Genomic DNA, 21,968 nt, shown 5'->3' with positions numbered 1-21,968 from the left:
ATCATGACCAAGACATTTCTTCCCTCGCTGCCCCTGGCAGTCCCGCTGCTGGCGCTGGGCCTCGCCTGCACCGCCTTCGGCACGGCCCACGCCGCCGAACCCCTGCTCACCCCTGCCGGCGTGCAGGCAGCCGCCGGCCAGGACGCCGTGCGCATCATCGACATCCGCGATCCCAAGGCCTATGGCGAGCGCCATATCCCAGGCGCGCTCAACGCCCCCTACGGCAAATGGCGCGGCCCCGCCACCAACCCTGGTGAACTGCCGGAGCTGCCCAAGCTCACCGAACTCGTGCAGTCCCTGGGGCTGACGCCCGCCACCCACGCCATCGTGGTCTCCGCGGGCGCGGACGCCACCGACTTCGGCGCCGCAGCGCGCGTGTACTGGACGCTCAAGCTGCTGGGCCTCAAGGAGCTGTCCGTGCTCAACGGCGGCATGAAGGCCTGGAACGAGCAAAAGCTCCCGCAGGACAACGAGGCCGTCAAAGTGGCCCGCAGCAGCTACCAGCCCCAGCTCGACACCAGCCTGATCGCCACGCGCGAGGACGTGGGCCAGCACGTCAAGCTCAGCAACGCCGCCCTGGTGGACTCGCGCCCCGACGCCTTCTACCAAGGCAAGACGCGCGCGCCCGCCGCCAAGATCTCGGGCACCCTGCCCGGCGCGCAGCAGCTGGACTTCAACCAGTGGTTCGTGCCCGGCACTTCCACCTTTGTCGATACCGCCACGGCCAAGCAGATCGCCGCCAAGGTCAAGCGCGAGCAGGGGCAGGACATGGTGGCCTTCTGCAACACCGGCCACTGGGCAGCCACCGACTGGTTCGGCCTGTCCGAAGTCGCGGGCCTGCCGGGCGTCAAGCTGTATGCGGGCTCCATGGTGGACTGGACGCAGCAGGCCGATGCGCCGCCCATGGCCAACCAGCCCGGCCGCGCCGAATCCCTGGCCTACGACGCCAAGCAGTGGTGGGAAAAAAAGTTCAAATAAACACCCCCTGAGGCGCTTACGCGCCTTCCCCCGTGGCACGGCGCCTCTCTACCCGCTTCGCGGGGGAGGGCGACTGCATGGAGAAAAATGATATGAAACGACTTCCTCTTGCGGCCATCCTGGCCGTTTTCTTTGGCTGGCTTCTGTGGAGCGTCTCGGTGCGCCAGGCCGCGCTGTTCGCCGTGGGCCTGGGCCTGGGCGCGGTGCTGGCCGGCAAGCGCTTCGGCTTCACCACGGGCTGGCGCATGCTGATCGAGGACAAGGACGCCAGCGGCGTCTTCGGCCAGTTGCTGCTGCTGGCGCTGGCCGCCGCGCTGGCCATGCCGCTGCTGGGCCACTATCCTGAACTCACGGCCGCCCTGGGCCCGCCCAGCATCAGCCTGCTGGTGGGCGCCTTCGTCTTCGGCCTGTGCATGCAGATCGCGGACGGTTGCGGCAGCGGCACGCTGTACAAGGCCGGCATGGGCATTCCCATGAACGCGGCCATCCTGCCCGTGTTCGCCATCGGCAGCTTCCTGGGCAGCCTGCACCTGGGCTGGTGGCTGGACCTGGGCAACACCCAGCCCGTGGGCCTGGTCACGGCCTGGGGCTGGGCCCCTGCCCTGCTGGCCACGCTGGCGGCGCTGGCCGTGGTTGCGCTGGCCGTGGCCTGGTATGTGCGTGGCGCCAACATGGCACTCAAGCGCCCGGCCAAGCCGCTGTTCGTGCGCAAGTGGGTGGTGGGCGCGGTGCTGCTGGCCGTGCTGGCCACGCTCAACCTCATCATTGCGGGCCAGCCCTGGGGCGTGGTCTACGGCTTCGGCCTGTGGGCCGCCAAGATCGCCAATGCCACAGGCGCCGTGGACCTGGCCGGCAACTGGTTCTGGAGCCAGCCCGGCAACGCCGCGCGCCTGCACGAGACCGTGCTGCTGGACGTGACCAGCATCACCAACATCGGCATCCTGGGCGGCGCCCTGTGGGTGGCTGCCGCCAAGCCCGTCAATGCCAAGCCGCTCACGGGCACGCAATGGATGGTGGCCCTGGTGGCCGGCCTGGTGCTGGGCTACAGCTCGCGCCTGGCCTTCGGCTGCAACGTGGGCGCCATGCTCTCGGGCATCTCCACGGGCAGCATCCACGGCTGGATCTGGGTGCCGCTGGCCTTTGCCGGCACCATCTTCGGCCTGCGCATCCGTCGCCACTTCAATTTCTGAGAGGACCCGCCATGACACAGCAAAACACCCTGCGCGCGGTCTTCTGGGCCGTGCTCGTCCTCTTCCTGGCCTGGGACCACCTGCACTCGCCCCCCGTGGACCTGCGCTTCGAGGCGCCGCTGATCGCGGCCGGCTCGGGCAAGGCCACGCAAGGCGGGCACTGCTCGATGCCGGCGGGCAAATAGGTCAAGGCAAGGCCAAGGCCAAGGTCAGGGCACGCTGGGCGCCGGCCCCTCGTCCGCGCTGGCCGTCACGGGCAGCGGCGCGGTTTCCACGTCGAAGCCAGCCGCCTGCCAGGCCTTGAGGCCGCCCACCAGCGGGCGCACGTTGGCAAAGCCGGCGCGCTGCAGCTGGCGCGCCAGGCGGGCGGCGGATATCTCGTTGGGGCAGTCGCAGTAGATCACCAGCCCGTGAGGATGGTCGTGCTGGGGCAGCAGGTGCGCATGCGACTCGCCGCCATCGCGCGGGCGCAGCTCCCAGGACTGGGCGCCGGGGATATGGCCCTGGCGGTACTGCGGCAGGGCGCGCACATCGATCACCGTGGGCTCCATGCCCTGGGCATGCAGGCCCGCCAGTTCGCGCACCGACATGCGCGGCATGCGCAATGAACGCACCATGCGATGGCGCTGCCACCACTTGCGCACGATGAACAGCCCCAGCGCCACGCCCAGCAGCAACAGGCCCCACTGGCCCAGTGCCGTGAGCACGCCCAGCAGGTCTTCCACCGTGGAGCTGAACAGCGAGCCCAGGTACACGGCCGAGCCCACCCAGATCAGCGCGCCCAGCCCGTCATACAGCACGAAGCTGCGCAGCGGCGTGCCCATCACGCCGGCCAGCGCGCTGGCGATGGAGGCAAACCCCGGCACGAACTTGGCCACCAGCAGCGACCTTGCGCCCCAGCGGCCATAGACGGTCTCGGTCTGGCGGATGCAGGCATCGGGCGACAGCGAGATGCGGCAGATGCGCCCCAGCACCCGGTGGCCGTAGGCCTTGCCGGCCTGGTACCAGAACAGGTCGGCAATCAGCGCCGCGCTCACGGCCACGGCCACCAGCCACAGCAGGCGCACCCAGTCAGCGCCTTCCAGCGCGCCGGTCACGACCAGCACCGGGTAGGCCGGAATCGGCGCACCCAGCTGCTCGACGAACACATTGAGAAAGACGATGCCGAAGCCGTACTCGCGGATCAGCTCCACCAGAAAACCCATGTCAGGCCTCTCTTGCCCAGACGGTGCCCGCGCCCGAAAAGAAGGCGAAGCTGCACCCGTCGCAAATGCTAGCGCGGCAGCAACATCCGCGCCCGGCCCGGGTTGATGCTCAGCCGCGCTGCAGATGCTCCAGCACCCATTGCCAGTGCGCGGGCACGTTCAGCGCCGGCGCATGGCCGCAGCCGGGCACCTCCTGCCAGTGCAGCAGGCCGCGCGCGCCGGGGCCGCGCGTGGTCATTTCCCGGGCCACCTCGGGCAGCACCAGGTCCGAGTCCACGCCGCGCAGCAGCAGCACGGGAATCTCCAGTGCGTCGTAGTGCGGCCAGATGCCGTAGTCGTCGTCATGGGCCGTGAACTGCTCGATCATGGCCGGGTCGTAGTGCGGCGTGACGCGCCCATCGGGCAGGCGGCGCACGCTGGTTTCGGTGAGCTTGCGCCACTCGGAGTCGCTGAGCCAGCCATAGGGCCGGTAGGCCTGGCGAAAGAAGGCCTCCAGCTCGCCCACGGTGTCGAAGGCCGGCGGCTCGCCCGCATAGGCCTTGATGCGCGCCAGCGCCGACTCGGCCAGCTGCGGCGCATTGTCATTGAGCACCAGCGTCGCAATGCGTGCGCGCAGCGACGGCTCGAACAGGCCCGAGGCGCAGACCGTGCCGATCGCACCGCCCATGGACGTGCCAACCCAATGCGCGCGCTCCAGCCCCAGCGCATCGAACAGCCCGCGCGCAATGCGGGCGTAGAAGCCCAGCCGGTATTCCTCGCGCGGCGCGCGGCTCCACTGGCTCAGGCCCCGGCCCGGCGTGTCGGGGCAGATCACGCGCCAGCCCTGGCCTGCCAGGAACTGGGCCAGTGCATCCATGTCGCGCCCCGTACGTGCCAGTCCGTGCCAGGCGACGACGGTGCCCGCTGGCGACACATCGGGCGCGGGCTGCCAGTCCATGTAGTGGATCTCGTAGCCCGCGCATTGCGTGTAGCAGGAAGCGGGTGCGGGCGCGGATGAGGAAGATGCTTTGGAAGCCATGGGAGAAATCTCTGCTGTGCAGGAGCGGCCGGCCGCCGTGGCCGCCGGCCGCTCCAGGGCCTGGCTCACTCAGGGATGCGGATCAGCCCGTCGCTGACCTCGATGGTGTTGGCCGTGCTGGGCCGCGCCACGAAGGGCGGCACCTGGGCCGCCGTGATGGCGGGCGCCGCGCCCGGCTGGCCGCCGCGCGGCGTGGTGCGCACCACCTGGCTGGCGGGCAGCGCGGTGCTGCTGCGCAGGTTGGCCCACACGGCATCCATGGCCTGGTTGAAGTACGGATGCAGCGGCACGAAGCGCGTGTCGAAGCCCGAGAACGGCAGGAAGGCATCGAAGTGCTGGGCATTCACCACCTCGATATAGCGCAGCCGCGTGTTGCTGCCGTCCAGCCCCCGGTTGAGCACCGTGTAGGCGCGCGCATTGTGGTTGACCGGCACCAGCGCATCGCTGCGGCCCGCCACGATGATAGTGGGCTTGCCGCGCAGCTTGGCGGTGTGCAGCACCTCGTTGATGCCGGCGCGCACGGCGTCGCTCTGGGCACGCGTGGGCACGCTGCTTTCGGAGAGATTGAAGCCGGTCACCGGATCGAAGCCCGTCACCAGCGCGTGCTGGCACAGCGCGTTGTCCAGGCCCAGGTCGGCCACGCGCGTGGAGGGCGACACGGCAAACTGCCAGGCCTTGGCCCCGCCCACCGAGTCGTTGTAGACCACCGTGGCGGGCGTGCCGTTGGCCGTGCCATTGGCCGTGGCAAAGCTCTGAGCCAGCGCGGCCCCCGTGGCGGGCACCACGTCGCCCGTGGCATTGGCGGCCGCAAAGCTGGTGCGGCACAGGTTGGCATCCACGCCAAACCGGCCATAGGCCATGGTGTACATGGCCGACAGGATGGGGCCGTTGCCCAGCGCGTAGTGGGCGTTGTGCATGCGGTCGTGGTCACGCGTCCAGCCGTACAGGCGCAGCTTGCTCAGCGCATTGGCGGCGCGGTCGGCCGTGGTGCTGCCAATGACCAGGCCCTTGGCAGCCAGGCTGGTGCAGCGTGCCTCGGCCCGCGCCGTCATGGCGGTGAGGCCTATGTAGTTGAAGATGGATGTCTCGGTCAGCGCCGCATCGGGGGCCAGCGCCGCGCAGGGCTGGTAGATGTTGCCGTAGGTGGTGTACTCGGCCAGCGTGCGGCCCGGGTTGGGCATGGTCGCATTGCCCACGGCAATCGTGTAGCCCTGGCGCGTGGGCATCTCGGTCACGGGTTCGGAGGCCACCACGCCGTCGATCAGGCCGTCCGCATCCAGCTCGGCCGCACGCAGCACGGCCGCGCCACCGTTGGAGGCCGAGCCCGCCAGCACCAGCGTGTTGTCCTTGCCGAAGGGCACGGGGTCCTGCGTGGTGCCATAGCGGGCATTGAGCACGTACAGCGCATAGCGGGCCGCGGCCAGCGTGTCGTTGCCCCAGTCCTTTTCAGGGTTCTGCTGGGAATGCGCGTGCTTGATGGCGATGCGGTTGGGAAACGCCGCGTTGTAGGCAGCGCGCGCCGCATCGGTCAGCCGTGCGGCAAAGAAGGACAGGCTGCCGGCGTCCGTACGCGTGGCGCGCGTGCCGTCCAGCTTGTTGACGGTGTCGTCGCTCAGGTTGTGCAGGCCCACGCCCTTGCCCGCATCGGTCAGCGCCACGGCGCAGCCCTTCTTCAGGCCCCACTCGCCCGCCGTGCCGATGGCGCCATACACGCCGCGCGAGCCCGAGGACGGGCCCAGCACGATGCAGGGCCGGTTGCGGTCAAAACTGTCCGGCACCTGCACGGCCACCATGGTCTGCTTGCGGCCCGTGCCGTCGTCCAGCACGGCCAGGTACTCGCGCCCGGGGATCAGCCCTTCGCCCGTGGTCACCTGCCCGTCTGCCGTGATGTTGGGGCCGTACAGCGTGCCGTAGCCGCCGCCCGCCGTGGGGTCCAGGATGCCCCGGTAGTTGGAGTACAGCGCATTGCGCCGCAGCTCCGCCGCCGTGGGATTGGCAGGGTCCGCGTACAGGGGCGCGGCTGCGGCGCCCAGGCCGGTCTTGCCCAGGCCGCCCGTCAGCAAGTCCTGCGTGGCCGCCGTGGCGCCCGTGCCGGTGGCCGTGGCCGGATACACCGTGGCGCCCAGTTCGGTAAAGCCCTTGGGCAGATCGTTGCTGGGCTCATGCTCGCCGCTGCCGCAGGCCGCCAGCGCGGCCGCCGCCAGCGCCGTGAAGGCCCAGCGCCAGGGGGTTGCAGGAATCGACGACACCATCTCTTCACGCTTCAACATGCCCATCTCCTTGTGGTAGTTCTCTGATGCACGAATGCGCCAGGGGCCCTGGTCAGGCTCCGGCGCGGGAAGAACGCAGACGCCCCACGACGCCCGTGGGGAAATAGTAGACCGACAACACAAACAGCACGCCCAGCCACAGCAGCCAGCGGTCGGGCGACAGCAGCGCGGCCAGCCAGGGCAGGCTGTGCGCGGCCTCGCTGGCCACGCGCAGCAGGTCCTGCAGATAGCTCTGGGCGATGAGGAACAGCACCGAGCCGATCGCCGCGCCATAGATGGTGCCCATGCCGCCGATCACCACGATCAGCAGGCAGTCCATCATGATCTCGAACGACAGCGAGGTATCTGGCCCGTTATAACGCAGCCACAGCGCCAGCATGGCCCCGGCCACGCATGCGAACAGGGCCGACAGCACGCTGGACAGCGTGCGGTACACCACCACCCGGTAGCCGATGGCCTCGGCACGGAACTCGTTCTCGCGGATGGCCTGCAGCACGCGGCCGAACGGGGAATTGACGATGCGCAGCAGCGCCAGCACCAGCACCACGGCCAGCACGAACAGCAGGTAGTAGGTGATGATGCGGCCGTCGATCAGCACGCCCAGCACCTCGTTCTCGAAGGGCTCGAAGCTGGGCGACAGCCACTCGGGCAGCTTGAAGCTCAGCCCGTCCTCCCCGCCCGTCCATTCCGACAGTTGGGAGGCCAGCGTCTGGAATGCCGCCGCCACGGCCAGCGTGATCATGGCAAAGAAGATGGCCCGCACGCGCAGCGAGAACAGGCCGATGGCCAGCGACAGCAGCAGCGACACCAGCAGCGCCGCGCCCAGGCCCAGCGCCAGAGCGCCCCAGCCCGCACCCATGCGCGAGGACGCTATCGCCACCCCATAGGCGCCAATGCCGAAGAACATGGTGTGCGCAAAGCTCACGATGCCGGTATAGCCCAGCAGCAGATCGAAGCTGGCCACCAGCACCACGAAGATCAGCACCTTGGCCGCCACGTTCAGCGCCTTCACGCCAGGGAACACGAACGGCGCTGCCGCCAGGCCCAGGAAGATCAACAGCAGCAGCACCGCCAGCACGCGGCTGCGCGGCAGGTCGCCGGAAAGCAATCGGTTGAGCATGTCGATCACTCCTTCAGCGGTTCGCCACGGGATAGACGCCCTGAGGCCGCCACAAGAGGATGGCCACCATCAACGCAATGTTGGAAAACAACGCCACCTTGGGCACCAGGAACCCCGTGTAGTTGGCCATCAGTCCCACCAGCAGCGCTCCGATCAGCGCCCCGCCTGTGCTGCCCAGCCCGCCGATGATGATCACGATGAAGATCAGCACATTGACCTGCGCGCCCATCTGCGGCACCACGCTCTGCTGGTACATGCCCCACATCACCCCGCCCAGCCCGGCCAGGGCCGAGCCCGCCACGAACACGCCCACGAACAGGCGGCGCACGCGGTAGCCCAGGGCCTCCACCATCTCGCGGTCCTGCACGCCCGCGCGGATCAGCAGGCCGATCTTGGTGCGCGACAGCGTCCAGGCCAGCAGGGCAAACACCGCCAGCCCCACCAGCACGGCCACCACGCGGTACTTTTCCACGGCGGCATCGCCCAGCAGCCAGGCGCCCTTCATGCCCTGGGGCAGCGGCAGCGGAATCTGCTGCGGGCCCCAGATGAGCTTGATCAGTTCCTCGCCGATGATCATGCCGCCCATGGTGATCAGGATCTGCTTGAGATGCTGGCCGTACACGGGCCGCACGATGAAGCGCTCGAACGCCAGCCCGATGGCGCCCGCCACCAGCATGGCCACCACCATCGCCGGCAGCACGGCCAGCAGGTTGCGCCACAGCTGATCGGACCCCGTCCAGTCGCCCATGGCGCCCAGCACGCTGGTGGCCACGAAGGCACCCAGCGCGATGAACACGCCGTGGCCGAAGTTCAGCACATCCATCAGCCCGAACACCAGCGTCAGCCCCGAGGCGATGATGAACACGATCATCCCCATGGCCAGCCCCGCCACCGTCAGCGTCAGCCAGGTCGAGGCCGAGCCCACCAGCGGCAGCGCCACCAGGGCCAGCACCGGCACCAGCAGCAGCGGCTTGAAATCCCAATCCAGCCTGTTCAGCTTGTTCATAGCGAAAGCCCCAGCAGCGACTGCTGCAACGCCGCGTCTGCCGAGAACTCGGCCATGCCGCCCGCGTGCACCACACGGCCGTTGTCCATCACCGCCACGCGGTCGCCCAGGCGGCGCGCAAAGCCCAGGTTCTGCTCCACCAGCACAATCGTCGTGCCGCCCACCTTGAGCTGCGCGAAGGCCGCGATCATGTTCTCGATGATGGCCGGCGCCAGGCCCTTGCTGGGCTCGTCCACGATCAGCAGATCGCGCGGCTCCACGATGGCGCGTGCCACCGCCACCATCTGCTTTTGCCCGCCCGACAGCTTGCCGGCCGGGTGGTTCCAGAACTTCTCCACGGCCGGGAACATGCCGAAGATCCACTGCAGCCGCTGCGCGTCCATGCGGTCGGCGCGCGAGGCGCCGCGCGCGGCCAGCAGCAGGTTTTCCTGCACCGTCAGGTCCGCGAAGATGCCCATGTTCTCGGGCACATAGGCAATGTTCAGCCGCGCGATCGCCGGCGTGGGCAGGGCCGTGATGTCGGTCCCGCCAAAGGCGATGCGCCCCTGGCTGGCCCGCCACAGGCCCATGATGGTGCGCAGCGTGGTCGTCTTGCCCGCGCCGTTGCGCCCCAGCAGCATGGTCAGCTGCCCGCGCGGCACGGCCAGGTCCACGCCATGCAGGATGTGATAGGCCCCGATATGCGTGTGCACGCCCGACAGTTCGAGCAGGTTGGAGTTTGGGTTGAGGTTGGCGGCAGCGCTCATGCGGCCTCCTTCACGGCGCCCTGCTCCGGCATCACACCCAGGTAGGCCTGCTGCACCACAGGCGAGGCAATGACTTCGGCCGGCGGCCCATCGGCCACCAGCGTGCCATTGGTCAGCACGATGATGCGGTCGGCCAGCTCGCGCACCACATCCATCTTGTGCTCCACCAGCAGGATGATCTTGCTGCGGTCCTGCTTGAGCGTGCGTATCAGGTCCAGGATCACCGGCGCCTCGTCATGGCTCATGCCCGCCGTGGGCTCGTCGAACATATAGACCTGGGGTTCCAGCGCCATCAGCAAGGCCACCTCCAGCTTGCGCTGGTCGCCATGCGGCAGCGCGGCCACGGCCTCGTCGCGCCGGGCGGACAGGGCCACCTGGTCGAGGATGTGCAGCGCCCGCTGCGTGAGCGCGCGGTGGTCGCTCCAGATGCTCCACAGGTTCAGGCCGCGCCGGTGCGGGCCCTCGTCGCGCGCCTGCACGGCCAGGCGCACGTTCTCCAGCACGCTCAGGTGCGGGAACAGATTGGTGAGCTGGAACGCCCGCCCCAGCCCGGCGCGGGTGCGCGCCGAAGGGGCCAGCCCCGTCAGCTCGCGCCCGCCCAGCAGTACGCGCCCGGCCGTGGCCTTGAGCTGCCCCGAGATCAGGTTGAAATACGTGGTCTTTCCCGCCCCGTTGGGGCCCACGATGGCCGTCAGCGTGCCCGGCTCGAAAGCGCAGCTCACGCCGTTGACGGCCACATGGCCCCCGAAGCGGATGGTCAGATCCTCTGTGCGCAACATTGCTCAGCGGCCGTTGCGGATGGGAACCTGCATCTCCTCGGGCTTGATCTCGCGCACCAGCTCGGGCACGCCCCAGGCCAGCGCCGGGTCCACGCGGATCTTGAAGTGGTACATGCTCTGCAGGGCCTGGTGGTCTTCCTTGCGGAAGGTCATCTGGCCCTTGGGCGTGTCGAAGCTCATGCCCTCCATGGCCTTGATCAGACCGTTGGTCTTGGTGTCTCCACCTGTCTTCTTGAGCGCCGTCACGATGGCCATGGCCGCAGAGAAACCGCCTGCCGTGAAGAAATCCGGCGGCGTCTTGTACTGCTTGTAGTGCATGGACACCAGCGCCTCGTTCACCGGGTTCTTGGGAATGCCGTAGTAGTAGTACGTGGCGCCCTCCATGCCCGGCAGATTCTTGTAGGCTGCCATGGCGGGCAGGATGTTGCCGCCCGTGGCGATCTCGATCCCGTAGCGCTTGAGATCCATGTCCGCGATCTTGAACGGATTGCCCGCCCCGGCCCACACGATCCAGATGATCTTCCTGCCCGGCTGGTCCTTGAGCTTGTCGATCAGCCGCTGCGCCCCTGCCGTGAAATCCGTGGTGGCCGCGGGCAGGTACTCCTCATGCGCCAGCTTGCCCTTCTTGATGGAATCCTTGAAGGCCTTCACCCCGTCGCGGCCGAAGGCGTTGTCCTGGGCCAGCGTGGCAATCGTCACGCCCGCCTTGTCGATGGCCACGGCATTGCTGATGGCGTCCTGGCTGGAGTTGCGGCCCGTGCGGAAGATGTACTTGTTCCATTTGTCGCCCGTGATCGAATCGGCCACGGCCGGCTCCACCAGCAAAATCTTCTTGTACTCCTCGGCCACGGGCAGCATGGCCAGCGCCACGCCGGACGACGTGGGCCCCACGGCCAGATCGGCCTTGTCATCGGAATACGCCGTGGCCAGCAGGCTCTTGCCCAGGTCGGGCTTGCCCTGGTCATCCTTCTCGATCACCACCAGCTTTTTGCCATTCACCGCCATGCTGCCGCCCGTGGCGTACTCCAGCCCCATCAGCAGCCCGGCCTGGGTCTGCTTGCCATAGGCCTCCAGCGCGCCGGTCTTGCTGTAGACGTGGGCGATGCGGATCTCGCCCTGCTGGGCCATGGCGGCGGGAGCCGCAGCGGCCATGGTGGCCATGGCGGAGAGTGCGAGGGCGGAATGCAGGAAGGGGCGGCGTTGCATGGTTTGTCTCCTTGGGTTGGCGGCTGGGCTGGCGCCCGCTGCTTTTGTGGGGAGGGACCATGCATGCTTTGTGCCAGGCAGGCCCAGGCGGGCCAAGGAGGCGCAATGACGGGCGCAATGGCAGGCACCGGCAGAGCACGGGCAGCGAGTGCCCGACTATTGAACAGATTGAGTGTCTTGACTTCAGACAGTTGCCTGAATCCGATACAGGGCAAACCATGAATCCCTGGCACCTTCCCCTGCGCTTGGCCACGCAGGGCATCAGGCCTTGGCGAGCCGCTCCTTTGCCAGCTTCGTGCCTTCTGCCAGCGCCTTCAGCTTGCGCCACGCCACGTCCCGGCCCATGGGCGCCAGACCGCAGTTCGTGCAGGGGAACAGCCGCTCCTTCGGCACGAACTCCAGTGCCCGGCCGATGGTGTCCGCCACTTCCTCGGGTGTCTCCACCACGTCGCTGGCCACATCGATCACGCCGACCATCACGTCCTTGCCGGCCAGCAGCCTCATCAGGTCGGGCGGCACGTGGGAGTGGATGCATTCCAGGCTCACCTGGTCGATGCGGCTCCTGGCCAGCGCGGGAAACACCGTCTCGTACTGGCGCCATTCCTCGCCCAGCGTGCTCTTCCAGTCCGTATTGGCCTTGATCCCGTAGCCGTAGCAGATATGCACGGCCGTCGTGCAGGTCAGGCCCTGCGCTGCGCGCTCCAGCGCCTGCACGCCCCAGTCGGCGGCATCCTTCATGTAGACATTGAAGGCGGGCTCGTCGAACTGGATGATGTCCACGCCGTCGGCCTGCAGCGCCAGGGCCTCCTGGTTGAGCAGCTCGGCAAAGGCGAAGGCCATCTTGACCTTGTCGCCATAGAAGCGGTCCGCCACGGTATCGACGATGGTCATCGGGCCGGGCAGCGTGAACTTCAGCTTCTTCCTGGTGTGCGCACGCGCCAGTTGCGCCTCGAAGGCATGCACGCGGCCCTTCAGGCGCAGGGCGGCAACCACCTGCGGCACCATCGCGTCGTAGCGGTTGTCGCGGATGCCCATCTTCACCTTGTTGTCGAAGTCGATGCCCTCCACCTGCTCCAGAAAGCCATGCACGAAATGCTGGCGCGACTGCTCGCCGTCGCACACGATGTCCAGGCCTGCATCTTCCTGGGCCTTGATCCACAGCAGGGTTGCATCGGCCTTGGCCTGGCGAAGCGCATCGCCCTCGGCCCGCCACTGGGGCCAGAGCTTGTTGGTTTCGGCCAGCCAGGCTGGCTTGGGCAGGCTACCGGCGATAGAGGTTTCAAACATCGGAGAATTCCTTCAAGGCAAAGAGGGGTGGTGCCAGCGTACTTCAGGACCGTTGTCCCAAGCCGCTGTGCAATGAATGAAAAATGGTCTGTCTGTCTGTCTGGCCGGTCAGAGCGCGCAATCGGCTGCCCATTGCTCAAGAACATTCCTGTACGGCTTGATGAAATGCTCCTGCGCAAACCTGCCCTGCTTGACGGCCAGCTGGCTGCGCTCTTCACGGTCATAGACAATCTGCGTCAACGAGTAATCATGGTTCTTCAGGCTCGGCTGATAGATTTTTCCTGCCGCGCAATTGGCGTTGTAGATCTCGGGGCGATAAATCTTCTGGAAGGTCTCCATGGTGCTGATGGTGCCGATCAACTCGAGATTCGTGTAGTCGGCCAGCAGGTCGCCCTGAAAATAGAAAGCCAGGGGTGCCACGCTATTGGGCGGCATGAAGAATCGAACCTGCATTCCCATCTTCCCGAAATACCGGTCCGTCGATGAAAGCTCATTTTGCTGATACTCGGCACCCAGTACGGGATGCTGGTTTCCGGTGCGCTGATAGGTCTTGCTGGTAGAGGCGCTGATGCAGATGACCGGGGGCTTGTTGAAGTGCTCCCTGTACGTGCTCGAACGGGCGAATTGCTTGAACAGCTTGCCATGCAGGTCGCCAAAATCGTCCGGCGTGCTGAACTCCTGGCGGTTGATGTTGTACTCCGGCAGCAGAACACTGAAGTCATAGTCGCGCACGTAGGAAGAGAAATTATTCCCTGCAATGCCGGCTATGCGCTTGTTCGATTTCCTGTCCAGAATGCTGGTCTTCAATATCTCGATCAACGGAAATACGCCACTTCCCATCTCGGCACCCATGCCCATGTCCACGGAGATGATGTCCAGCTCGACTGAATAGCGGTCTCCCGTCGGATTGTCCCAATGCGCCAGGTCATTGAAGCGGTTGTCAATCATCCTCAGCGTATGGCGCAGGTTCTGTTGGCGGCTCGCTCCCCGGGCCAGATTGGCAAAGTTGGTGGTAATGCGCGTGCTGTCCGATGGGTGATAGTTCTCATCGAAACGGATGCTCTTGAGGCTGAAGTGCAGTTCTGCGTTCATGGTGATCCAATGACCTGATTTAGAAATAAAAAAGTGGGTTGACTCAGGCCGCAGCCATTTCCTCGGCCAGGCAGGGCCTGGCGCGGTGCATCAGCTCGACCAGCGGCAATGCCCGTTGCACCGCCAGTGCGGCCCGCTGTATCAGGGCCTCGTCGTGCAGGCGGTAGTCCACGAAATCCTTGTCGGTCGCGTAGACGCCCAGGGGCAGCGTGCGCGCCTGGAAGAAGCTGAACAGCGGCCGCAGCTGGTGGTCGATCACCAGGGCATGGCGCTCGCTGCCACCGGTGGCCGCCAGCAGCACGGGCTTGTCGATCAAGGCGTCCTGGTGGACGAAGTCGAAGAAGTGCTTGAACAGCCCGGTGTAGGCGCCACGAAAGACCGGGGTGGCCACCACCAGCACATCCGCCTGCTCCACCGCCGCAAGCTCACGCTCCACCATCTCGGGCAACTGCGAGCGCCACACCGCGCCGGCAAGCTGCGGCGCGAGCTGGCCCAGTTCCACCAGGCGTTGTTCGCACGGAACTTCGTCGGCGATCAGATCGGACAGATGCTCTGCCAGGGCGGCAGATTTGGAGGGGCGTTGCAGTCCACCGGAAACGGCGACCAGACGGAGCGGACGTGACATGGCTGCTTTCACGCGAGATGGCCAAGTTCAGCGCGGAAGCCGGCTCCGGCATCCATGCGATCCGAGGGTGTGGTGATGACCATGACTGCCTCCCAAAATGCAAACGAACAATGGGAGCGAATGGTATGGATGCGAATCGATGAAGTAAAATGGTTTTAATTCACAGATGCATGAGCCTCACTCATGATCAGGCTTGATCCCGCCCCTCTTACCCATCGGCCTTGTCATCGGAATACGCCGTGGCCAGCAGGCTCTTGCCCAGGTCGGGCTTGCTCTGGTCGTCCTTCTCGATCACCACCAGCTTCCGACCACTCACTGCCATGCTGCCGCCCGTGGCGTACTCCAGCCCCATCAGCAACCCGGCCTGGGTCTGCTTGCCATAGGCCTCCAGCACACCCGCCTTGCGGTAGACGTGGGCAATGCGGATCTCGCGCCATTACAGGATGCTTGCTCAGAGCCCCCTCTTATCTGCCAACCGAGCCTGCTCCCTGACCCACTCCCTGTTTTTTCCACGCACGCACCATTCTGGTTTTTTGACCCAATCAGTGAAATACATATTGGGGTGATCTTCCAAAATATTGCAACGCACATAACCCATTTTTGGCATAGCGTAGTATTGCAGCGGAGTAAGCACAAAAATACAAACAGCAATCAAGGAGGCTCCAAATATATTGCTCATGCAAAAAGTGCGGTCAATAATTTTCGCCACCGAAGCACCGCATGGAATGGCTTTAAGCACTGAACCAATAGCCACAATGATTGAAATGATGATGATGTAAATTGACAGAGGTGCTCCGGGAGTTATTCTTACCATCGCCGATCTCTCCGAAATTTCCTCTATTGCAGAAATCAAACCAACATCCAAAACCCACAACCCCATCAACAAGAGACCGATGCAAAACGGTATTACCCAAATGATCATCCCACGAATTCTTTTTAAATCATGCATTTTTATCATTCATTTGATTCTATAAGAAACCATGTTCAAATTTAAGTCAGGCGCTCCGAGCGGCTTGCACTCATCGGATTTCAACAAATACAGCCCGACATCAGTTCCCCCAGGAATACTTCTCAGGGAATCAACAACTCTTTCCTTTATTTTGAATTTCCTGTCCATCATATTCAAGGCAATTCCAGAAACAAACACAACCACAGCCATGGTAAACAAAGGAGCAACTGCGACAGCCGTTACTATCGGCACCATGAATCCAGCTATAAGTCCTATCGAGGTCGCCAGCCCTGCCTTCACCACTTCCACCCCAATCCCGCCCACCAGATCATGCATGGTCTTCTCGTCATTGAAGATGAAGTCCAGCGTCTCGACGGCAGTGGAAACAACGATGCTCAGGATGAAGCCGCCCTTGGCCACGTTCTGCAGGCCACGCATTCCCAGGCCCATCTGGATCATGCGTGGGTGCGTGGCCAAAAAGCGTGTGCCCTGCAGCAACTGATGCCGAAAGCCTGCTCGACCTTTGATGATGATGTAGGAGCCCTTGGCCGTTGTCTTGATGTAGGTACCTGCCCCGGCAATACCCAGTGCGATCAGTGTCTTGGCGATCAGATAGCTGTCGGTTGCAGCCAATGCCGCAGGAAGGGTTACGGGCTTTTCGGCACCGGGGCTGACTGTCTGGCGCCAGTACCGCCCCAGTGCACTCTGGGCCAGGATGCCATGCAACCGCTCGGCCAGCCGCGGGTCGCGGCGGGCCTTGTCCTGCAGGATGCCTACGTACTCCTGGGGCGTGAGCACCAGTACATCTGCCTGTCGGCTGTTCATGGCATTGGCCATTTGCCGGTTGAAGGCCTTGGTGTAGTCGATATAGGGACGGGAGCTGTCTGTGAATTCGCTCATGGCAGTGTTGTCATTGGTGCAATCTCGAAAAAAAGCGCTGCCTGGCTTGCCTTCGGTGGCTATTTCCAATGACGGGCTATTGCTGAAAAGAAGGTCCCTGGCCTGCGTGCGAAAACGCGGCGCACCGGGCTTGCGCAATTGCCATGGGAGTGGCAACTGTGCGCGGTAGACCGGCGTACGCCTCGCCTGTGGATTTTTCAGGTTATGTGGGCGTTTGCAGGGGCCGTACGCGATGCCGTTGCGCCCACAGTCAAATCTCATGCGCCAAAGTGCAAAAAATTGCCACGGCCAGCACCATAGGCGCAGCAAATCCCGGCATACAGGCGCTTGCCGCCCTTGATTCAGCCAAATGAAGCCAGGAACGAGCCGGCATTGCAGGCCCGATATGCCGCATATGCCGCATATGCAAAGCGTGCTGCAGCTCAGCCTTGAAGGATGTGTGCCTGCACCAGACACTCCCGCAACGCCTGCGCCACAGGCCCCAGCACCCGGTCACGCCTTTGCAGCAGGCCCAGCGTGCGCCACACATCGGGCGCGGTCAGGGGTACGCCGCAGACCTGGGCGTGGTCCTGGCGCAGGGCCAGCTGGGGCACGGCGGCCAGGCCCAGGCCGGCTTCCACCAGGGCCAGGGCGCCTGTGACGTGGTTGCACTCGTGCCAGGCCACGGGCTGCTCGGGCAGGCCGGCCATCACCTGGTCCAGCAGCAGGCGGTTGCCGCTCTTGTGGGAGACGGAGACCAGGCGCTTGCCCGCCAGCTCGGCCCATTCCACCTGGCTGCGCCCGGCCCAGGCGTGGCTGCGCGGCATGGCCAGCACATAGCGCTCACGCGTGAGCGCCTCAAAGCGCAGCGACGGCTCCTGGCTGCCCGTGAAGCTCAGGCCGAAATCCGCATCCCCGCGCAGCACGGCCTCCACCACCTGCTGCGCGCTTTCGTCGATGACGTGCACCTGCACATCGGGCTGCTCCACGGCAAAGGTCTTCAGCACGGGCGGCAGCAGATTGGTGGCCACCGAAGGCACACAGGCAACCGTCACCCGGCCACGGCGCAGCTTCAGCTGGTCATCCACGCGCTGCACGGCCTCGTCCAGGCCGGCCAGGGCCCTGCGCGCCTCCTGCAGGAATTCATGGCCCACCTCGGTCAGTTCCACCCGCCGCGTGGTGCGCTCCAGCAGCCGCGCGCCCAGCACGGACTCCAGCCGCTCCACCCGCCGGCTCAAGGCAGGCGGCGACAGGAAAAGCGCTTCTGCGGCCAGGCGAAAGCTGGCTTTCTCGGCCGTGGTCACGAAGGCGATCAGTTCCCCCATGTCGAATTTGATGCGCTGCACGCAACAGTCCTTCCAAAAGTTGCAATTCACAGAATAACACCCGCTGCATAGGATGGCGCCCTTGATAACGCTGCCCCCTGCGGGCAGGCAAGACCAACAACGGAGACGACATGCACCAACGCAGACTGATCGCAGGCGGAGCCCTGGCCGCTATTCTTTCCCTGGCCGTGGGCACCGCCCAGGCCCAGGACTTCCCCCCAAGAAACCCGTGGTCATGGTGGTCGGCTTCGCCGCAGGCGGCTCGGCCGACATTGCCGCGCGCATCATCGCCAAGAAGCTGGGCGAGAACATCGGCCAGAGCGTGGTCGTGGAAAACAAGCCCGGCGCGGGCGGCAACCTGGCCCACACGCAGGTGGCCAATGGCCCGTCCGACGGCTCGGTGCTGCTCTTCGGCTCCATCGGCCCGCTGGCCATTGCGCCGCACTTCATGAAGATCGGCTACGACCCGCTCAAGGACCTGGCCCCCATCACCATGGGCGTGAACTTTCCCAACGTGCTCGTCGTGCCTGCCGCCACGGGCATCAAGACCCTGGGCGAATACGTGGCCAAGGCCAGGCGCGAACCCGGCAAGCTGGACTTCGCCTCCACCGGCCCCGGCTCCGCATCGCACCTGGCCGGTGAACTGCTCAACGATGTCGCCAAGATCGACACCCTGCACGTGCCCTACAAGGGCGGCGCGCCCGCCCTGCAGGACGTGCTGGGCAACCGCGTGACCTCCTTCTACGCAGCCCCGCCCACGGCCCTGCCCCACATCGAATCCGGCAAGCTGATCCCGCTGGCCACCACGGGCCTCACGCGCCCGGCCTACCTGCCCAACGTACCCACCGTGGCCGAGAGCTTCCCCGGCTTCAACGCCACCAACTGGTATGCCTTCGTGGCATCCGCCAAGACGCCCAAGCCCTTGCTGGACCGCTGGAACACCGAGCTGGTCAAGGTGCTGAACACCCCCGAAGTGCGCGACAACCTGCTCAAGCACGGCCAGACCGCCGCCCCGGGCACCCGCGAGGAACTGGGCCAGTTCATCGCCGCCGAGCACGCCAAGTGGGGCCGCATCATCCGCGAGCGAAAAATCACCGCCGATTGATTCCCTCGGCAGCCGTTAGCCATCCCCCAACCATAAAAAACCAGGAGACAAACCATGACCGCCATCCATTCCACCCCCCTGCCGCCCTCTGTGCAGTCCTCCGTGCCATCCACCCTGCGCCGCCGCACCCTGGGCGCGCTGCTGGGCGGCGCACTCAGCCTGGGCCTGGCCCTGGGCGCTGCCACGCCTTCCACCGCCGCCGCAGATGAAATCCGCGTGGTCACCTCGGGCGGCTTCTCTGCCGCCTATGACCAGTTGATTCCCCTGTACGAGCAGGCCACGGGCCACAAGGTCGTCACCTCGCGCGGCGCCTCCATGGGCAATGCGCAGGACTCCATTCCCAGCCGCCTGGCGCGGGGCGAGCAGTTCGATATCGTCATCCTTGCGGATGGAGCCTTGGACAATCTGGCCGCCCAAGGCAAGGTGGAAGCGGGCAGCCGCGTGGACCTGGCGCGCTCCATGATCGGCATGAGCGTGCGCAAGGGCACGCCCAAGCCCGACATCAGCACCGTGGACGCGCTCAAGCAGACCCTGCTGGATGCCAAGACCATTGCCTACTCGGCCAGCGCCAGCGGCACCTATCTGGCCAACGAACTGTTCCCCCGCCTGGGCGTGGCCGAGCAGATGAAGGGCAAGGCCACCCGCATCCTCAGCGAGCGCGTGGGCGCCGTGGTGCTGCGTGGCGATGCGGACATCGGCTTCCAGCAGGTCAGCGAACTGCTGCCGTTCAAGGAGCTGGAATTCGTCGGCCCCCTGCCCGATGAAGTGCAGCAGCGCGTCTTCTTCTCCGCAGGCGTGGCTACCGGCGCCAAGAGCCCTGAGACGGCGCGCCACCTGATCCGCTTCCTGGCAGCCCCCGCCGCCGCGCCCATCGTGCGCAGCACCGGCATGGAGCCGGCGGCCAAGCCCTGACGGCAGGCCCCCGAGCCCTCAAGGCTCTCTAGGCCCTTAGGGCCCTCAGGGCCCTCGACACACAGGGGGCCTTCACCCCTCCCCGGTTCGACCTCCATTCAGCGGCGCTGCAACGGCAGTGCTGCGGCATGCCGCTGCCCAGCCCTATCACCTTCGCCACACCCATGAACACCAAAACCCTGGTGCTGATCACCCTTGCCGCCGCACCGCTGTCGGCCCTTGCGCAATCCAGCATCACGCTCTACGGCATTGCCGATACCGGCGTGCGCTACACCAGCGGCCTTACCGCCGCCAACGCGGCCAGCAACACCTCGGGCGCCGCGCTGTCCAGCGGCGTCAACACCACCAGCCGCTTCGGCTTTCGCGGGCGCGAAGACCTGGGCGGCGGCATGTACGCCCTGTTCAACCTGGAAACCGGCCTGAACCTGGACACCGGCACCACCGCCAACTCCAGCAAATTCTTCGACCGCGCAGCCATCGTGGGCCTGGGCGGCAGCTGGGGCCAGGTCACGGCCGGGCGCCAGACCAACCTGCTGGCAGATGCCATCAGCCCCGTGGACCCCGTGGGCATGCGCTTCGCCGCCTTCAACCCCAACATCGCCACAGCGGCCCTGAGCAGCCACGGCCTGGGCGTGGAATACGGCAGCGCGGGCGCCACCACGGGCTCGTACCGGCTGGACAACTCGGTCAAGTACACGGGCCGCTTCGGCGGCCTCACCGCCCGTGCCATGTACAGCTTTGGCGAGACGGCGCAAGGCGGCTCCGCCCGCTCATCGGCCGGCGCGGGCCTGGCCTATGGCACGCAGACATGGACGGTCTCCGGCGCCTACCAGCGCTTCAAGACCGCAGACCAATGGGAGCTGAAAGCCGCCACCCTGGGCGCCTCCTACAAATGGGACAACCTGCGCCTTGCGCTGAACACCGCGCGCAGCGACGGCCAGACCAACGCCACCACCAGCCGCACCGTGCAGCGCGTGCACTCGCTGGGCGCCACCTGGTCCGCCCGCAGCACGCTCGACCTGACCGCTGCCCTGTACCGCGTGGAACGCGAACGCAGCGGCCGCGCCGCAGACGGCTACACCCGCGCCCTGCTGTTTGCGGAATACAAGCTCTCGCGCCGCAGCAAGCTGTATGCGGAACTGGACCGCACGCATTGGAGCGGAGGGTTTCAGGGCGGGCAGAACAAGGATGTGGCTACGGGGGTGACTGCGGGGTTGATGCATAGCTTCTGAGGGGCGCTGCAGCGACCCGCAGCACCGGCTTTTGAGGTGCTTGTGGAGGGTTGCTGCAGGCCGACCCAATCCCCCTCAGGCGCAGGCACCAAGTAGTGCCTGCCTCTTGTCCACCAGCATTGATTACAAGCTACTCTGGCCTGGCCAAGCGCGGGACGGACAGCGAATGGGCTGGCCGCTCAGCCCTCGGCGATCTCCAGGCAGACTTCTACGGCAAAGACTTCGAGCGTGAAGGATTTGAGGTTCGCGTGCTTGCTGGCCAAAAGACCAAAGGCAGTGAACAGGTGCGCCGGCGCGCCCACGTGCTTGATGGCTTCCGCCTTGACGGTGACTTCTACAGAGCCGCGCTTCAAACTGCTTCATTGACCGGTTGACTACACCGCCAAAAGAGATAGGTTGGCGCTGAGGCAGAATTAACCTATTTCCTGGCTGAGTGCGCAATGGATCAAGACATCTGCTTTTTCTATTCTCAAGACCGCCAACGTCGCATCGCGCTTTTTCGTCGAGAGGTGGGAAGTTTTGGATTTGTCGAACAGTATTACTTCGACAACGAAGCCGCCGGCATCGAGGGGTGGGCCTCCTGCCCGTCAGAGTCATCCTTCTACGCTGACTTGGAGACTGCCAAGAAGGAAGCGGTACAAGGAATCCGATGGGCTGCGAGCGAAGATGGATTTGTCGCTGCCGGAAATGAGGTTTAGTCGCTGGGGGCGGACGATCCGCCTCGTTGCTCGACCTGCAGCTTGCGACCCGAAACGGAAGTAGCGACCGCAGCAAAGCGGAAATTCAAGCGCAACAATTGCTACGTGTCTCAGGCTTACGTGGAGTTGGACTTTGGAAACTGCCTGGCATATGCCGCCACATGAGCCGGAAACAGCTCTTCGTAGATGGGATACGCAATTCCCAATACGCTTAGCTCCAAGCCTTCTGGCCCGAGCTCAAACGAATGGTCTTCGAGATGAATGGTGCCGCCGCCGGGCAGAGGCGAGCCGTTCGTTAGCCTTACTGAGAGGAAGAGGTGGTCCTGGCTCCCTCCAGCAGATTCGA

General features: G+C 65.4%; 21 protein-coding genes and 2 pseudogenes. 7 read left to right on the top strand and 16 right to left on the bottom strand.

What is annotated here, in order from left to right:
- The first annotated feature begins 3 nt into the window (after window positions 1–3).
- The 3 genes from BO996_RS12165 to BO996_RS29400 all read left to right on the top strand — a co-directional run bounded on the left by BO996_RS12165 (window position 4) and on the right by BO996_RS29400 (window position 2,353).
- Window positions 4–978, top strand: a complete 975-nt coding sequence (locus BO996_RS12165; protein ID WP_071954861.1) for a sulfurtransferase — start codon at window positions 4–6, stop codon at window positions 976–978.
- A gap of 92 nt (window positions 979–1,070) precedes the next feature.
- The gene (locus BO996_RS12160) at window positions 1,071–2,168 is read left to right on the top strand and encodes a YeeE/YedE thiosulfate transporter family protein (RefSeq protein WP_071954860.1); all 1,098 of its coding nucleotides are present in this window, start codon (window positions 1,071–1,073) and stop codon (window positions 2,166–2,168) included.
- Window positions 2,169–2,179: 11 nt separating this feature from the next.
- On the top strand, window positions 2,180–2,353 hold the full coding sequence (locus BO996_RS29400; RefSeq protein WP_012204476.1) for a hypothetical protein: 174 nt from the start codon (window positions 2,180–2,182) through the stop codon (window positions 2,351–2,353).
- A 24-nt stretch (window positions 2,354–2,377) separates the two neighbouring features.
- Here BO996_RS29400 and BO996_RS12155 read toward each other — a convergent pair whose 3' ends face one another.
- The 15 genes and pseudogenes from BO996_RS12155 to BO996_RS12085 all read right to left on the bottom strand — a co-directional run bounded on the left by BO996_RS12155 (window position 2,378) and on the right by BO996_RS12085 (window position 17,696).
- A complete protein-coding gene (locus tag BO996_RS12155; protein ID WP_012204475.1) occupies window positions 2,378–3,373 on the bottom strand; it encodes a rhodanese-like domain-containing protein in 996 nt (331 codons plus the stop codon).
- 109 nt (window positions 3,374–3,482) lie between these two features.
- Complete coding sequence (locus BO996_RS12150) at window positions 3,483–4,391, bottom strand: alpha/beta fold hydrolase (RefSeq protein ID WP_071954859.1); 909 nt, start codon at window positions 4,389–4,391, stop codon at window positions 3,483–3,485.
- 65 nt (window positions 4,392–4,456) lie between these two features.
- Window positions 4,457–6,661 (bottom strand): 3-hydroxybutyrate oligomer hydrolase family protein, encoded by a 2,205-nt coding sequence (locus BO996_RS12145; protein ID WP_071957086.1) that lies wholly within the window; start codon window positions 6,659–6,661, stop codon window positions 4,457–4,459.
- 52 nt (window positions 6,662–6,713) lie between these two features.
- Window positions 6,714–7,781 (bottom strand): branched-chain amino acid ABC transporter permease, encoded by a 1,068-nt coding sequence (locus BO996_RS12140; protein WP_013803326.1) that lies wholly within the window; start codon window positions 7,779–7,781, stop codon window positions 6,714–6,716.
- 13 nt (window positions 7,782–7,794) lie between these two features.
- Window positions 7,795–8,787: a branched-chain amino acid ABC transporter permease gene (locus tag BO996_RS12135; protein WP_071954858.1), complete on the bottom strand. Its 993-nt coding sequence runs from the start codon at window positions 8,785–8,787 to the stop codon at window positions 7,795–7,797.
- Window positions 8,784–9,533, bottom strand: a complete 750-nt coding sequence (locus tag BO996_RS12130) for a branched-chain amino acid ABC transporter ATP-binding protein (RefSeq protein WP_071954857.1) — start codon at window positions 9,531–9,533, stop codon at window positions 8,784–8,786. Before BO996_RS12130 ends, BO996_RS12135 begins: the two co-directional genes overlap by 4 nt.
- On the bottom strand, window positions 9,530–10,312 hold the full coding sequence (locus tag BO996_RS12125; RefSeq protein WP_071954856.1) for an ABC transporter ATP-binding protein: 783 nt from the start codon (window positions 10,310–10,312) through the stop codon (window positions 9,530–9,532). The genes BO996_RS12130 and BO996_RS12125 overlap by 4 nt, the downstream gene beginning before the upstream one ends.
- A 3-nt stretch (window positions 10,313–10,315) precedes the next feature.
- Window positions 10,316–11,518 carry a substrate-binding domain-containing protein gene (locus BO996_RS12120; protein ID WP_071954855.1) on the bottom strand — a complete coding sequence of 401 codons (1,203 nt, stop codon included), beginning with the start codon at window positions 11,516–11,518 and terminating at the stop codon, window positions 10,316–10,318.
- Between the two features lie 261 nt (window positions 11,519–11,779).
- Window positions 11,780–12,805, bottom strand: a complete 1,026-nt coding sequence (locus tag BO996_RS12115; protein WP_013803331.1) for a methionine synthase — start codon at window positions 12,803–12,805, stop codon at window positions 11,780–11,782.
- Between the two features lie 108 nt (window positions 12,806–12,913).
- The gene (locus BO996_RS12110; protein WP_043823829.1) at window positions 12,914–13,897 is read right to left on the bottom strand and encodes a DUF1852 domain-containing protein; all 984 of its coding nucleotides are present in this window, start codon (window positions 13,895–13,897) and stop codon (window positions 12,914–12,916) included.
- Between the two features lie 43 nt (window positions 13,898–13,940).
- On the bottom strand, window positions 13,941–14,522 hold the full coding sequence (gene msuE, locus BO996_RS12105) for an FMN reductase (protein WP_071954854.1): 582 nt from the start codon (window positions 14,520–14,522) through the stop codon (window positions 13,941–13,943).
- A 214-nt stretch (window positions 14,523–14,736) separates the two neighbouring features.
- A pseudogene (locus BO996_RS12100) lies at window positions 14,737–14,952 on the bottom strand (ABC transporter substrate-binding protein); the annotation flags it as partial.
- A gap of 21 nt (window positions 14,953–14,973) precedes the next feature.
- Window positions 14,974–15,480, bottom strand: a complete 507-nt coding sequence (locus tag BO996_RS29675) for a hypothetical protein (protein ID WP_232240521.1) — start codon at window positions 15,478–15,480, stop codon at window positions 14,974–14,976.
- Complete coding sequence (locus BO996_RS12090; RefSeq protein ID WP_071954853.1) at window positions 15,481–16,371, bottom strand: hypothetical protein; 891 nt, start codon at window positions 16,369–16,371, stop codon at window positions 15,481–15,483.
- Window positions 16,372–16,793: 422 nt separating this feature from the next.
- On the bottom strand, window positions 16,794–17,696 hold the full coding sequence (locus tag BO996_RS12085; protein WP_063326697.1) for a LysR family transcriptional regulator: 903 nt from the start codon (window positions 17,694–17,696) through the stop codon (window positions 16,794–16,796).
- Window positions 17,697–17,806: 110 nt separating this feature from the next.
- Between BO996_RS12085 and BO996_RS12080 the strand changes: the two are divergent.
- The 3 genes and pseudogenes from BO996_RS12080 to BO996_RS12070 all read left to right on the top strand — a co-directional run bounded on the left by BO996_RS12080 (window position 17,807) and on the right by BO996_RS12070 (window position 20,924).
- A pseudogene (locus tag BO996_RS12080) lies at window positions 17,807–18,780 on the top strand (Bug family tripartite tricarboxylate transporter substrate binding protein).
- Between the two features lie 54 nt (window positions 18,781–18,834).
- A complete protein-coding gene (locus tag BO996_RS12075) occupies window positions 18,835–19,692 on the top strand; it encodes a substrate-binding domain-containing protein (RefSeq protein ID WP_071954852.1) in 858 nt (285 codons plus the stop codon).
- Between the two features lie 128 nt (window positions 19,693–19,820).
- Window positions 19,821–20,924: a porin gene (locus BO996_RS12070; RefSeq protein ID WP_071954851.1), complete on the top strand. Its 1,104-nt coding sequence runs from the start codon at window positions 19,821–19,823 to the stop codon at window positions 20,922–20,924.
- A gap of 179 nt (window positions 20,925–21,103) precedes the next feature.
- Here the strand turns inward: BO996_RS12070 and BO996_RS29025 are convergent, their stop codons facing one another.
- Window positions 21,104–21,277: a hypothetical protein gene (locus tag BO996_RS29025; RefSeq protein ID WP_156897944.1), complete on the bottom strand. Its 174-nt coding sequence runs from the start codon at window positions 21,275–21,277 to the stop codon at window positions 21,104–21,106.
- Between the two features lie 87 nt (window positions 21,278–21,364).
- Here BO996_RS29025 and BO996_RS29020 point away from each other — a divergent pair, with 87 nt between their 5' ends.
- Window positions 21,365–21,622, top strand: a complete 258-nt coding sequence (locus tag BO996_RS29020; protein WP_155294193.1) for a hypothetical protein — start codon at window positions 21,365–21,367, stop codon at window positions 21,620–21,622.
- Window positions 21,623–21,968 lie beyond the last annotated feature (346 nt).

The sequence above is a fragment of the Delftia sp. HK171 genome, assembly GCF_001886655.1.
Lineage (GTDB): Bacteria > Pseudomonadota > Gammaproteobacteria > Burkholderiales > Burkholderiaceae_C > Comamonas > Comamonas acidovorans.
This window is presented reverse-complemented; position numbering and strand designations above follow the sequence as displayed.